The organism is Pseudomonas sp. GW456-12-10-14-LB2, from assembly GCF_002884345.1.
Taxonomy (GTDB): domain Bacteria; phylum Pseudomonadota; class Gammaproteobacteria; order Pseudomonadales; family Pseudomonadaceae; genus Aquipseudomonas; species Aquipseudomonas paraglycinae.
This window is the reverse complement of record NZ_POHV01000019.1, coordinates 89702-104306: the sequence shown is the minus strand read 5'-3', so window position 1 is coordinate 104306 and position 14605 is coordinate 89702. Positions and strand designations below refer to the sequence as shown.

Annotated in this window: 8 protein-coding genes; 7 read left to right on the top strand and 1 reads right to left on the bottom strand. The window is 60.4% G+C overall.

The annotated features are described in order from the left end of the window. Nucleotides 1-41: 41 nt before the first annotated feature. The 6 genes from C1X29_RS15430 (at nt 42) to argR (ending at nt 5285) form a co-directional block, all read left to right on the top strand. Nucleotides 42-815 (top strand): ABC transporter substrate-binding protein, encoded by a 774-nt coding sequence (locus C1X29_RS15430; protein WP_102717814.1) that lies wholly within the window; start codon nt 42-44, stop codon nt 813-815. A gap of 91 nt (nt 816-906) precedes the next feature. After that, nucleotides 907-1596 (top strand): ABC transporter permease, encoded by a 690-nt coding sequence (locus tag C1X29_RS15425; protein WP_007951063.1) that lies wholly within the window; start codon nt 907-909, stop codon nt 1594-1596. Continuing rightward, complete coding sequence (locus tag C1X29_RS15420; RefSeq protein WP_085697085.1) at nt 1593-2291, top strand: ABC transporter permease; 699 nt, start codon at nt 1593-1595, stop codon at nt 2289-2291. Before C1X29_RS15425 ends, C1X29_RS15420 begins: the two co-directional genes overlap by 4 nt. 1 nt (nt 2292) lies before the next feature. After that, on the top strand, nt 2293-3405 hold the full coding sequence (locus C1X29_RS15415; protein ID WP_102688620.1) for a succinylglutamate desuccinylase/aspartoacylase family protein: 1113 nt from the start codon (nt 2293-2295) through the stop codon (nt 3403-3405). A gap of 23 nt (nt 3406-3428) precedes the next feature. After that, on the top strand, nt 3429-4193 hold the full coding sequence (locus C1X29_RS15410) for an ABC transporter ATP-binding protein (RefSeq protein ID WP_003227281.1): 765 nt from the start codon (nt 3429-3431) through the stop codon (nt 4191-4193). A 111-nt stretch (nt 4194-4304) separates the two neighbouring features. After that, nucleotides 4305-5285 (top strand): transcriptional regulator ArgR, encoded by a 981-nt coding sequence (gene argR, locus C1X29_RS15405; protein WP_011335538.1) that lies wholly within the window; start codon nt 4305-4307, stop codon nt 5283-5285. Between the two features lie 48 nt (nt 5286-5333). Here the strand turns inward: argR and C1X29_RS15400 are convergent, their stop codons facing one another. Then, a complete protein-coding gene (locus C1X29_RS15400) occupies nt 5334-13073 on the bottom strand; it encodes a DUF6543 domain-containing protein (protein ID WP_102717813.1) in 7740 nt (2579 codons plus the stop codon). A gap of 306 nt (nt 13074-13379) precedes the next feature. Here C1X29_RS15400 and C1X29_RS15395 point away from each other — a divergent pair, with 306 nt between their 5' ends. Next, the gene (locus C1X29_RS15395) at nt 13380-14600 is read left to right on the top strand and encodes an aspartate aminotransferase family protein (protein WP_074688199.1); all 1221 of its coding nucleotides are present in this window, start codon (nt 13380-13382) and stop codon (nt 14598-14600) included. Nucleotides 14601-14605 lie beyond the last annotated feature (5 nt).

The window sequence follows — 14605 nt, the reverse complement described above, 5'->3', positions numbered from 1 at the left end:
CTCACTCTGCCGTTTTTGCCCTTTACCGATGGAGTCCCAAGATGAAGAAACTTGTGCTGCTTGGCGCCCTGGCACTGTCCGTGCTGTCCCTGCCGACATTCGCCGATGAAAAGCCTCTGAAAATCGGTATCGAAGCGGCTTACCCTCCATTCGCTTCCAAAGCGCCGGACGGCAGCATCGTCGGTTTCGACTACGACATCGGCAACGCGCTGTGCAAAGAAATGAAGGTCAAGTGCCAGTGGGTCGAGCAAGAGTTCGACGGTCTGATTCCGGCACTCAAAGTGCGCAAGATCGACGCGATCCTGTCGTCCATGTCGATCACTGAAGACCGCAAGAAGTCCGTGGACTTCACCAACAAGTACTACAACACCCCGGCCCGCCTCGTGATGAAGGAAGGCACTCAGGTCAGCGAAGGTCTGGCTGAGCTCAAGGGCAAGAACATCGGCGTGCAACGTGGTTCGATCCACGAGCGTTTCGCCCGCGAAGTCCTGGCCCCGCTGGGTGCCGAGATCAAGCCGTACGGCTCGCAGAACGAAATCTACCTCGACGTGGCCGCCGGTCGCCTCGACGGCACCGTGGCGGACGCTACGCTGTTGAATGACGGCTTCCTGAAAACCGACGCCGGCAAAGGCTTCGCGTTCGTGGGCCCGGCGTTCACCGACGTCAAATACTTCGGCGACGGCGTAGGCATCGCGGTACGCAAGGGCGACGCCCTGAAAGACAAGATCAACACCGCCATCGCGGCCATCCGCGAGAACGGCAAGTACAAGGCAATCCAGGACAAGTACTTCGACTTCGACATTTACGGCAAGTAAAGACGTCGCTCGACCCGTCCGAAATGGCGCAAGCAACAGGATCTCTGCGGTTTGCGCCATTTTTTCATCCCAACTTTCGAGGACCTGAATCATGTTGAAAGGCTACGGGGCTGTCATCCTCGATGGCGCTTGGCTGACGCTTCAGCTCGCCTTGTCGTCCATGGCCCTGGCCATCGTTCTCGGGCTGATCGGCGTCGCGTTGCGCCTGTCGCCGGTGCGCTGGCTGGCGTGGCTGGGCGATCTGTATTCCACGGTGATTCGCGGGATTCCCGACCTGGTGCTGATCCTGCTGATCTTCTACGGCGGTCAGGACCTGCTCAACCGCGTTGCGCCGATGCTCGGCTATGACGACTACATCGACCTGAACCCGCTGGCCGCCGGTATCGGCACCCTCGGTTTCATCTTCGGTGCGTACCTGTCGGAAACCTTCCGCGGCGCGTTCATGGCAATCCCCAAAGGTCAGGCCGAAGCCGGCATGGCGTACGGCATGAGCAGCTTCCAGGTGTTCTTCCGGGTGCTGGTGCCGCAGATGATTCGTCTGGCGATTCCGGGCTTCACCAACAACTGGCTGGTGTTGACCAAGGCCACCGCGCTGATTTCCGTGGTCGGTCTGCAAGACATGATGTTCAAGGCCAAGCAGGCGGCCGACGCCACCCGCGAGCCTTTCACCTTCTTCCTCGCAGTGGCGGCGATGTACCTGGTGATCACCAGTGTCTCGTTGCTGGCGCTGCGTCACCTTGAGAAGCGCTACTCGGTAGGCGTAAGGGCGGCTGATCTATGATCTTCGACTACAACGTCATTTGGGAGGCCCTGCCGCTGTACCTCGGCGGTCTGGTCACGACCCTCAAGTTGCTCGCGCTGTCGCTGTTCTTCGGTCTGCTCGCGGCCCTGCCGCTGGGCCTGATGCGTGTGTCCAAGAACGCTGTGGTCAACGGTGCGGCCTGGCTCTACACCTACGTGATTCGCGGCACGCCGATGCTGGTTCAACTGTTCCTGATCTACTACGGTCTGGCCCAGTTCGAAGCGGTGCGTGAAAGCTTCTTGTGGCCGTGGCTGTCCAGCGCAACGTTCTGTGCGTGCCTGGCGTTCGCGATCAACACCAGCGCCTACACCGCTGAAATCATCGCCGGCAGCCTGAAGGCCACGCCGAACGGCGAGATCGAAGCGGCCAAGGCCATGGGTATGTCGCGCGTCAAGATGTACAAGCGCATCCTGCTGCCATCGGCCCTGCGCCGGGCGCTGCCGCAGTACAGCAACGAAGTGATCATGATGCTGCAGACCACCAGTCTGGCGTCCATCGTGACCCTGATCGACATCACCGGCGCGGCCCGTACCGTCAACGCGCAGTTCTATCTGCCGTTCGAGGCGTACATCACCGCCGGCGTGTTCTACCTGTGCCTGACCTTCATTCTGGTGCGCCTGTTCAAGCTGGCCGAGCGTCGCTGGCTGAGCTATCTGGCCCCGAGGAAGCACTGATATGGAACGCATCGACCACGTTCTGCCGTGGAGCCACCTGGGCAGCGAGCGCCGGATTTCGGTATTTCGCTTCGGGAGCGGCGAGCGCAAGGCCTACATCCAGGCCAGCCTCCACGCTGACGAACTGCCCGGCATGCGCACCGCCTGGGAACTGAAAAAACGCCTCGGCGAGCTCGAAGCCAAGGGCCTGCTCAACGGCGTCATCGAACTGGTGCCGGTGGCCAATCCGCTGGGCCTCGGCCAGTTGCTGCAAGGCAACCATCAGGGCCGTTTCGAGGCCGGCAGCGGCAAGAATTTCAACCGTGATTTCGTCGAGCTCAGCGCCCCCGTGGCCGCCAGGCTGGAAGGACAACTCGGTGATGATCCGCGCGCCAACATCCGTTTGATCCGTCAGGCGATGGCCGATCATTTGGCCGAATTGCCTGAGGCGAGTAGCCAGTTGCAAGGCATGCAGCGCATCCTGCTGCAACACGCCGCCACCGCCGATGTGGTGCTGGACTTGCATTGCGACTGCGAAGCCGCGCTGCACATGTACGCCTTGCCGCAGCACTGGCCGCAGTGGCGTTCGCTCGCCGCGCACCTGGACGTGAAGGTCGGCCTGCTGGCGGAAGATTCCGGCGGCAGCTCGTTCGATGAAGCCTGTTCTCTGCCGTGGCTGCGTCTGTCGCGTCTGTTCCCGGACGCGCAGATTCCACTGGCGTGCCTGGCGACCACCGTTGAACTGGGTGGTCAGGCTGACACCACGCCGGCGCAGGCCGAAGCCTGGGCAGAAGGCATTCTGGCGTTCCTCGCCGAGCAAGGCCTGATCCGTGGCGAGTGGCCGAGCGCGGCGCACGAACCGTGCGAAGGCATGCCGTTCGAGGGCACTGAATTGCTCCTGCCGCCGCATCCGGGCGTGGTGAGTTTTCTGCGCAAGCCCGGCGAGTGGGTTGAAGCCGGTGACAAGATTTTCGAAGTGATCGATCCGCTGTCGGATCGGGTCAGCACGGTGTGTGCTGGTACGTCCGGGGTGCTGTTTGCCATTGAGCGGCTGCGTTACGCCCAACCCGGTTTCTGGCTGGCCAAAGTGGCGGGGCGCGATGCGCTGCGCGACGGCCCTTTGCTCAACGACTGACTGTTTTTGTGAGAACCGACCGCATGTACAAACTTGAAGTCCAAGACCTGCATAAACGCTATGGCAGTCACGAAGTGCTCAAGGGCGTTTCCCTGAAAGCGGCCGCCGGCGATGTGATCAGCATCATCGGCTCCAGTGGCTCCGGCAAAAGTACTTTCCTGCGCTGCATCAACCTGCTCGAGCAGCCGCACGCGGGCAAGATCCTGCTCAACAACGAAGAGCTGAAACTGGTAGCGAACAAGGACGGCGCGCTGAAAGCCGCTGATCCGAAACAGCTGCAACGCATGCGTTCGCGCCTGTCGATGGTGTTCCAGCACTTCAACCTGTGGTCGCACATGACCGCGCTGGAAAACATCATGGAAGCGCCGGTTCACGTGCTGGGCGTGTCCAAGGCCGAAGCCCGCGAGAAAGCCGAGCACTACCTGAACAAGGTCGGCGTGGCTCATCGTAAAGACGCGTTCCCGGGGCACATGTCCGGTGGCGAGCAGCAGCGCGTGGCGATCGCCCGTGCGCTGGCGATGGAACCGGAAGTGATGCTGTTCGACGAACCGACTTCCGCCCTCGACCCGGAACTGGTCGGCGACGTGCTGAAAGTCATGCAGGCCCTCGCTCAGGAAGGCCGGACCATGGTGGTGGTGACCCACGAAATGGGCTTCGCCCGTGAAGTGTCGAACCAGTTGGTGTTCCTGCACAAAGGCGTCGTCGAAGAAAGCGGCAACCCGCGTGAAGTGCTGGTCAATCCGCAGTCGGAACGTTTGCAACAATTCCTCTCGGGCAGCCTCAAGTAATCGCTCCCGTTATGCACCAGATTAGGTCATGCTGCGCAGCGCGCCAGATGGTCTAATTTGGTTGCAGCCGATTTCGGTTTTTCCCTCTGTTTACGTTTCGGATCGCCCGCCATGACTGCCCATCGAATTGGTTTCCTGATTTGGCCCAGCACTAAAGCTCTGACTTTGGCGCTGGCAGAGGAGGCCTTGCGTGTTGCCCAGCGTGTGCATCCGGACGTGGTTTACGAGTTGTCCTTCCTGCAGGCCGAAGCACCGGCCGAGGGTGAATGGCAACTGCCCGGCGAACCCTGGGCCGGCAAACTCGAAAACTTCCAGAAACTGTTCCTGCTCGCCGATGAGCCCCCGACCACGTTGGCGCCGGCGCTCAGCAGCGCGCTCAAACAACTGGTGCGTGCCGGTTGTGTGATTGGCGGTCTGTCGGCCGGTGTGTACCCGCTGGCGCAACTCGGTCTGCTCGACGGTTATCGCGCGGCGGTGCACTGGCGCTGGCAGGACGATTTCGCCGAACGCTTCCCGAAAGTCATCGCCACCAGTCATCTGTTCGACTGGGATCGTGATCGCCTGACGGCGTGCGGCGGCATGTCGGTGCTCGATCTGTTGCTGGCGGTGCTGGCCCGCGATCATGGTGCGGAACTGGCCGGTGCGGTCTCTGAAGAACTGGTGGTCGAACGCATCCGCGAAGGCGGCGAGCGTCAGCGCATTCCATTGCAGAACCGCCTCGGCTCCAGCCATCCGAAGCTCACCCAGGCGGTGCTGCTGATGGAAGCCAACATCGAAGAACCGCTGACCACCGACGAAATCGCCCAGCACGTGTGCGTGTCCCGCCGCCAGCTGGAGCGGATCTTCAAGCAGTACCTAAACCGTGTGCCGAGCCAGTACTACCTGGAACTGCGCCTGAACAAGGCCCGGCAGATGTTGATGCAGACCAGCAAGTCGATCATCCAGATCGGCCTGTCGTGCGGTTTCTCCTCGGGGCCGCATTTCTCCAGCGCCTATCGCAACTTCTTCGGCGCCACGCCGCGGGAAGACCGCAACCAGCGGCGCAGCAGCAGTCCTTTCGAACTGTCGTCGGTGCCGCCCGAGCGCGGTTGATCCCTCGCCAATCACGCCATGGCATTGGCTGCCATGGCGCTGTATCGGTCAGTCTTCGATTTCCAGATCAGGCCTCATTTCAGCCGGGCGCGGCGCATCGTCGATGCCGGCGACGTTCAGGTTGTTGCCAGTCTCCTGATAGTAGGCCCGGATTCTTGCTTTGCTCTCGGTCGACAACGGGTTATCGCGCAAGTCGTAGCGGTCGCCGACTGCCGCGGGCACATCCATGATTTCTTCCGGCACGTCTGTGATCGCATTGCCGGACAGATCAATCTCGTTCCAGTGCAGGTTTTCCAGTACGCCTCGCGGTATTTCGGTCATTCCGGTATCGCTCAGGTCGAGGTCGGTCAGGCCATGCAGGTTGCTGACGTCCGGCGTCAGCCCCAGCGGGTTGTCGCGCAGGTTGAGTACCTCGAGTTTGTCCATGCTCGCCAGTGCTGCTGCCGATTCGGGTGTCAGCCTGATTTTGCAGTCCGGCAGGCTCAGGGCGGTCAACTGATTCATGGTGAAAATATCCTCGGGAATATCGCCCAGATCGCATTCGCGAATGGCCAGGCTGTCCAGGCCGGGAAAAGCTTCAAGGAAGCGTCCGAGCCTTGATGAGTGACCTTCACCCACCAGGAACAGGTCCGGCACGTAGGGCAATGGGGCGCCGAGTGTCGGCAACTCGCCGATGAAACTCACAGTGTGGCTGAACCCGAAACTGTCGAGACTCGAGTCCTCCATCGGGATCTGGCGCCAGCAGGTCAGCAGTGCTTCGGCGAACTGCGTACGCAGTTGTTCCTGACGTAGTCGCTCGGTTGCGGGCAGCGGTTGGCCGTCGGGCGCACCCACAGGGACGTCGCTGCTCCAATGAGCGAGGCTGCGGGTGAGATCGCTCAGCGCCATTTCTCTTCTTGCTACTTCCTGACGGCCATCGGCCAGCGTGCCGCTCAGGCGATAGAGGAAGGTGCTGGCCTGATCATCGTCCAGCGCCGGATAAAGCGTTTGCACCCGAGCCCGATCTGCCTCTTCGGCAAGCACGCCCAGATCACCTCCGGTGCGCCGGAAGTAATCCTTGACCCGCTCTCGCGTCGCCGGGCTCAGAGGGTTGTTGCCAAAGTCGTAACCGTTACCGATTTCCGCCGGCAGGTTGAAAACTTCGTCAGGAATTTCGTTGAGCCGGTTGTTGTTGAGGATGACGATTTCAAGTTGCGGATGGTTGATCATTCCATCGGGAATTTCGCTGATCGCAGTGCCGGCCAGATCGAGAAAATCCAGCGCCGGCAAGGAGCGGATGTCTGGCGCCAGTCCCAGAGGGTTGTTGTACAAGTCGAGTTTTTTCAATCGTGTCAGCGAAGCAAGGGTGGAACGGCCCTCGACATCCAGCGTCACCGCGCAATTGCTCAGTACCAGATTTTCCAGGGCTGGCATACGCCGGAACGAATCCGGTATTTGCTGCAATCCAAGATCGCGCAGCTCCAGTGTTTCCAGCCCTGAAAAGGCGTCGAAGAAGCCATCTCCGGCGCGCAATTGGGCGTTGCCGGTGATCGACAATGTGGTGACGTGGCTGAAGTCGGCGCTCAGAGAGGGCAGCTCGCCGATGAAAGGGAGATTGAGGATCAGCCTGTCTGATCGCATCTCCGGTTGTGCGGTCGAGCGTGCGCGCCAGAACGCTTGCAGGTCACGGCGATATTGATCGCGGCCGGTGCGTTCAACGATTTTGTCCTCATCTGTGAGTGGCGTACCGGTGGACGGATGTTGCTCGGGAACCTCACTGACCCAACGGTTCAGGGTTGTATCGAGTTGCTGCCATTGCGTTTCCCACTGAGCGATTTGAAGTCGACCCTGAGCGACGGTTCCCGGCAACAAGTACAACATTCGATTGGCTTGTTCGGCGTCGAGGCTCGGAAACAAAAGGCGCACACGGTCGATGTCCGCCGTCGGCATCGATACCCCGAAGTCTTGCCGGTTGTGCTGGTAGCGGGTCTTGATCCGCTCGCGAGTGGCGGGTGAAAACGGGTTTTCGCCAAGCATGAATTGGTTGGGTGAAAGCGCAGGGCGATCGAGCAGGCTGTCGGGAAGCTCGCTGATCCGGTTGTGTTCGAAGTTGGCCATGATCAGGGTCGGGTGCTCGACCAGGCCTTCCGGCAGATGAGAGATCCCGGTGTCGATCAGGCGCACGTGAGTCAGCGCCGGCAAGGTCTTCAACTCTGGTGCAGCGCCCAGCGGGTTGTGGCTCAGATTGAGGAACTGTAGACGGCTCATGGACGACAGGCGGGCCTGAGTCGGCGGCGTCAGGGTCAGCTCGCAGTACTCCAGCACCAGGCGCTCCAGCAACGGCATGCGTTCGCAAGCTTCGGGCAATTGCTCCAGTTTGAACTCGTGCAGTTCCAGATGACGCAGGCCGGTGAAAGGCCAAAGAAAAGCATCGATGCCGCTCAGGGCCGGATTGCCGTCAAGGGTCAGCTCGGCGATGTGGCTGAAGTCAGCCGACAGCACGGGCAAATCGCCAATGAACGGCAGCTCTGCGATCAGCACATTGCCCCTTTGCGTGGCTTTTTCGGCAAACCGGAAGCGCCACAGTTCTTCGATTCGTTGGGCAAACAGCTTTCTGTTGGTCTGCATCACGAACACCTGCCGGGGATTGAGCACCTGCCCCGTGTCCGGATGAATACTCGGTCCTGCCGCTGCCCACCGTGCAAGGTCGGCATCCAGTTGGCGGATTTCTGCCTGCCAGTGCCGCAGCTGGCTTCGGCCATGTTCAATCGAGCCCGGCAAGCTGTAGAACACATCGCTGGCGTCTTGCGCGTCGAGGTCGGGAAACAGCTGCTGGGTGGTTTCTATATCTGCAAGGTCGGCGAGTACGGCGAAATCCTGCCCGGTCTCGCGGTTGTATTGTTTGATCCGCTCGCGAGTGCTGGCGCTCAGTGGATTGTTCGAGAGGTCGTAGCCGTCACCGGCCTGAGCCGATAATTCAAACAGGCTCTCGGGTAATTCGGTGATCTGGTTTTCACTGAGGATCGCCGTCTTGAGCGTCGGATGGTCGATCAGGCCAGGCGGGACTTCCAGCAGGCCCGTGCGTGAAAGGTCGAGGTAGGTCAGCGAGTTCAGGGTTTGCAGATCGGGCACCAGATTCAGCGGATTGCCCGGTAACTCCAGTGATTCGAGTCTGGGCATTGCGGCCAGCGCTGTCAGTGATTCGGCGGTCAGGCTCACGCCACAGCTATCCAGCACCAGGACTTCCAGCGTCGACAGGTTTTTGAGTGTCTCGCTCAGTTGATCCAGTTGGCCGTTGCGAAAGAACAGCCGTTTGAGCCGGGAGAAACTTCGCAGAAACGCCGCGTCACCGCGCAAGCCTTTATTCCCGTTGATGGTCAGCGCAGTGATGTGATTGAAGTCCGCGCTCAGTATCGGAAGGTCACCAATGAATTTGGCCTCGGCCGTAAAAACATCGGCCCTGGCGTGCGGATGGATTTTCGAGCGGTGACGCCACAGGCGCAGCAGATTGCCGGCAAACGTCTCGCGTGCATCCTGTTCGGTGAAGCGTTCGTTGGCTTCCAGCATCGCGCCGCTGATCGGGTCGCGGTCGGGAATGTCTCGGGCCCAAAGATTCAGATCGGCACTCAGCGTGGCCAGCTCGGTTTCCCACGCCGTCAGTTGCAAGCGGCCCTGAACCAGTGAGCCGGGCAGGCGATAAATCAGGCCGCTGGCCTGGCCCTCGTCGATATCTGGAAACAGGGCCGTGGTGCGGGTGATATCGGCCTGTTCGGCACGTACGCCAAAATTGACGCCGGTGCGGGTGAAACAGGTTTTTACCCGCTCGCGTGTGGCGGCAGTGAGTGGATTACCGGAAAAGTCGTATCCGGCAGCCGCAGCAGGCGAGAGTTCGAACAACGCTTCAGGCAGTGTGGTGATCCGGTTATCGGTCAGCCAGGCGCTCCTGATTTGCGGGTGATCGATCAAGCCGGGCGGGACTTCGGCAATCCCGGTGCGGGACAGGTTGAGGTAGGTCAGCGATGGCAGGAAGGTTAAATCGAAGCTGCTGCCGAGTGGGTTGTCCTTGAGATCCAGTTCAACCAGTTCATTGAGTGAAGTGAGCAGCGTCTGGTTTTCCGGGGTCAGGATGATTCCACATTTGCGCAGCCTTAATCGGCGCAGCGCGGACAGGGTCGAGAGGTTTTGCGGCAGGGTGTGCAAGTCGAAGTTCTGCAGGTCGAGTCGGGATAAAAGAGGGAAGCGTTCAATAAATGTTTCGATGCCTGCCGATGCTCCGCTGCCGCTCAGTTCCAGGCTGTTTACATGGCTGAAGTCTGCCGCCAGCACCGGCAGATCGCCCAGCAAGGGTTCGATAAAACGCATGCGATAGCCAAAGCGTTCCGGAGTCTCGCGGCGCCAGCAGCTGAGCAGGGTTCGGGCGAAAAGCTGTCGATCACGAGCGGCGGCAGCTCGTCGGGCGATAGACAGTTCCTGGCCGGTGGCGGGATCGATCCGTACGTCTCTCAGGCGCCATCGATCAAGGTCGTTTTCCAGGCGGGCGTATTCAAGGCGCAGTCGTGACAGCTCGGCGATCGGATTCTCCAGATGGTTTTGCAGGCGTTGCACCATGGCCTGCAGGCCTTCTTGGGTGATCCCGGGAAAAACATCGCGCACCCGCATGTCCAGGGTCGGCGGAGAACCATCGGGTGACAGATTGCGTGAGTAACCGTCAGTGCCCAGCAGGCGCAAAGTGTCGACGTCGGTGGCGGGAGAGGATTCGACCGCCAGTGTGAGTCGCAGACTGTCGCGTGGCAGAGGATTGTCGCGAATGAGCTGGCGGAGCTTTTGTCCTTCGCCGATTTGCAGATTCAACGCCTGACGTCGGTCGTCGGGCAGGGCTTGCAGCACGCTGGTGTAGAAATCCGTCGGGCCGTGCAATTCCAGTCCGGCCTGATCAAACGGCTGCCACGTGCCATCGGCTCGGCGTACCAGGATTTTTTCGATAGGGGCGCCCATGGGACCGGTGGTGTCGAGCCGCTTTCCCGCGAACGATTGGTCACGCACTTCAAGGCTGACGGTGTCTGACCAGCCTGGCAGCAGCGGCAGGCTGTGCAGTGCCAAAGTCTCGGAGTCCTGGTTATGCACCGAATCGATTTCCAGTCCTTCGTAAGCCCGGGTGATGCGTAGCTCGTGCAATGCGGTTTCAGAGAGCTGTTGCTGACGCTCTGGAAGCACGTCTTCACTCAGCTGCATCAGCTCGGTGCCGGTGGCAGTGTGAATGAGTTCTTCGGTGATCCTGACAGGCAGGTTCGGTACGTGCCGCGCCACCTGTTTCACCAGCGGTGTAGCGCGATGCTGGCTTGACTCATAGCGTTGTTCGAACAGGGCAGGGCGCTGTTGCCTGGCAATCTGCGCGAGTCGGCTGCGAAGTTGACGGACGCGTGCATCCAGGGCGATTTTCTGCCCGAACTCTTCATTGAGCAGGGGGCTGATTTCGGTTTCATCGAGAGCCCGCAGCAATGTCTTGAGCAGGTCGTCGTCGATCAGACGATTAACGTGAACGTCCGTTAGCGGGAGCTGCACATCATCGGAGGATTGCCAGAGCGTCGCTCCCTCGGCATCGATCAGGCGCAGCCTTCTGGTTTTCGGCCACAAGCCTTGTTCGTTCAGCAATTGCAGCTGGATCAGCGGATCTGCCTCGCGATAAACCGTTGGCTCGTCGCTGGTGATCTGCTCGATGAACGCCTGCAAGTCCCGATCGATCCTGAAACGCTCAATGGTGTCGGCCAGCAGTGGCGGAACACGCTCCTGATTCATGTGCATTTTGCGCAAACCGTCTTCGGTGTAGCCGCTGATTTTCAGAATGCGTTCGCGCTGCGCCGGGGTAAATGCCTCTACGCTGTGGCCGATTCGCTGCAACGCAGTGTTGGTGTCCCATCGCAGCGGATTTTCCAGCTCGGTGTGAAAAGCCCCTTCGCCGTTGTGCCGCACAACAGGTTCGTAGGTATCGGTGCGTGAGGGGTGTTCGATGCGCAGTTGACCGGGTATCTCGTGATCGTTGACGGCGTAGTGCGTCTGATCCAGCGGTAGCAGTTTTTTGCCCTGATGCCGGTGCAGACCCTGGGCGTCGGGTAGGGAACCTGTCGCTGGCAGGGTGTCACGGGCGTAGCTGCTCAGATCCGGCTTCCAGTACAGGGTTTTGCCGTTGCGCAGTTTTACGGGTTGAAACCGATCCATGAATGCCACCACCTCGGGCGGCAGTACCTTGGGCAGTTCGGCCATGGCGACGCTGGTGCCAACCCCGAAAGCACCCAGCTGGATCAGTGATTCCAGTGCAGCGAAGTAGTGCGCACAGGCTTCGGTGGTTTGGCCTTCGGCCAAATCGACATAGAACGTGAAAAGCTCGTCGAGCAGCTGATAGGTGATGTACGCCATCATCATTTCACCCAGAAACGGCACGAACGGCAGAACGACGAACGCGGCGATTTCCAGGATCGACGTTGCGACACTGACAAACGAATCCCAGCGCCTCCAGCGTGCATTGCGATCGACCATGGCAGTGGGAACAGCGATCACTGCGGCATCGTTGAGGATCTTGTTGAGCTTGCGCTGATAAAGATGCTCCCAGAGTTCAACGGCGATGGGGGTGGCCGAGAATTGCAGGTCGGGCCTTTCGATAAGGGTGTCGCGCCACGACGGCATTTGACTGCCGGTCTGTGGCGGATGCCATTTCACTTTGCTCAGACGTTGCTTGAGCTGGCCGAAAAATTGTCCACGCTGTTCGTGAGCGACGAAGCGGCTGAAGAATCGCTGGTACTCCGTATCGCGCAGCTGTCGGATCAGTTCGTGTGCGAGGTCGCCCGTGGAGAGGTACTCCTTGATCGGATGATCGGGGTCGTCTGGTATGTAAGCCACCACTGCAACGGCGGTTTTCGCGCTTTCAAGGTCAGGTGCAAACACCAGGATTCCGGTCAGTGCGACCGACATCATCGTCAAATCGTGGCACAGCATGGGCTGACCGTTCATCAAAACCACGGATGTCCCGTCCAGCAGACTTTCAATCGAATGCAGATTCGCTTCTCCGATGTCGCCATTCATCCGCGCCAGCTTCAGTGCGGCGCGCAGTGCGGTTTTCTGCGCGGTATTGACCTTGTGCCGCAGCACCGAAGCTGCCACCGGGTTGGCGAGCGCGAGACTTTCCTCCAGGTAGGTTTTGTAGCGAGCACCGATATCCAGTTCCCGGCACAGTCGGCTGAAGGCTGGAATGCCGGGTTCTGCATTAAGTGGCGCCAGTGTCTCGAATTGTCCGGTCCCGGTCGGGCGGGTGATGAACGAGGAGCCGCTGGCGTAGGCCCCGGGTTCTGTTTCGCCCGCCTCGAAGTTATGCAATGCCGCGTCCAGCAGCGACACCGTCCACGTCCGGGTGCCGGTGGTAATGCCTGCGGCCTTCACCGGGATGTACAACTGCAGAAAGGTTTCCTTGACGTTCAGCTCGAGGTCGAAACGCGTTTTCAGCGCCTCGGTCAGGATGGGCTCGGCGAAGGTGCTGGCGTTCTGTATCCGTTCGAGCATTTGATCGACGGCGTTCTGCGCGCTCATGTGCCGGGTGATGGCGTTTCTGAGCGCCTGGTGTTGCGAGGCAGGCGCTGACTTGATCGGATCCGGGAGGGCGCGACGGTTGTTCTTCAGGGCGGTGCGTCTGGCGGACGATGCCTTGCCCAACCAATCGGGGATCGCTTTCACCAGCGGTTCATAGTGGGAAGCGGGGCTTTGTGCGGTCGCACCGGGCGTGGGCGAACTGGCGGGCGATTGCCCGGTGGTGGATGGCATCGTTGGCGTCCTTGAGCGTCGAAAAAGAGCTCAAGCAGAGCAAAATGCATCTTGTGTCAGGTGGTACATATGTATGACAGGCCATCCCGTCGCAATTGATATGCTCGCAGGCCTGCTGAAATGGCTGGCGGCAGTTTAAACTGCGCCTTTGCGACGCTATATGTCGCATTGCCGTAAACCCGGGAAAAACCGGGGTTTGCGCTATAAGAAGTTGTCGCTTGGCGACAAGGCCGGGCACAAAACTGTCCTTACAATCCCCCCATCGCTCGCCAGTTTCAGGCGGGTGGCCCTCATCAGGAGACTCCGATGTCCGTTGAGCACGCTGCGGTACAACGCGCCGATTTCGACCAGGTTATGGTTCCCAACTACGCGCCTGCCGCTTTCATCCCGGTGCGTGGCGCCGGTTCCCGCGTCTGGGATCAGGCCGGCCGCGAGCTGATCGACTTCGCCGGCGGCATCGCCGTCAACGTATTGGGCCATGCGCACCCGGCGCTGGTCGGTGCCTTGACCGAGCAAGCGAACAAGCTGTGGCACGTGTCCAACGTGTTCACCAACGAGCCTGCGCTGCGTCTGGCGCACAAGCTGATCGACGCCACCTTTGCCGAGCGCGTGTTCTTCTGCAACTCCGGCGCCGAAGCCAACGAGGCCGCCTTCAAGCTGGCCCGTCGCGTCGCGTTCGACCGTTTCGGCACCGAGAAGTACGAAATCATCGCCGCGCTCAACAGCTTCCACGGCCGCACCCTGTTCACCGTGAACGTCGGTGGCCAGTCGAAGTACTCCGACGGTTTCGGCCCGAAAATCACCGGCATCACTCACGTGCCGTACAACGATCTGGCGGCGCTGAAAGCCGCTGTTTCGGACAAGACCTGCGCGGTCGTTCTGGAGCCGATCCAGGGCGAAGGCGGCGTGCTGCCGGCCGAGCTGGCTTACCTGCAAGGTGCCCGTGAACTGTGCGACGCGAACAACGCGCTGCTGGTGTTCGACGAAGTGCAGACCGGCATGGGCCGTACCGGCAATCTGTTTGCCTACCAGCATTACGGTGTGGTTCCGGACATCCTGACCAGCGCCAAGAGCCTGGGCGGCGGTTTCCCGATCGCCGCGATGCTGACCACCGAAGCGCTGGCCAAACATCTGGTTGTCGGCACTCACGGCACCACTTACGGCGGCAACCCGCTGGCGTGCGCCGTGGCCGAAGCGGTGATCGACGTGATCAACACCCCTGAGGTGCTGAACGGCGTCAACGCCAAGCACGACAAGTTCAAGACCCGCCTGCAACAGATCGGCGAGAAGTACGGCCTGTTCACCCAGGTGCGCGGTCTCGGTCTGCTGATCGGTTGCGTGCTGAGCGATGCCTGGAAAGGCAAGGCCAAGGACATCTTCAACGCCGCTGAACAAGAAGGCCTGATGATTCTGCAGGCTGGTCCGGACGTAATCCGTTTCGCCCCGAGCCTGGTGGTGGAAGACGCAGACATCGACGCCGGTCTGGATCGCTTCGAACGTGCTGCGGCGAAACTGACCCAAGCCTGATTCAT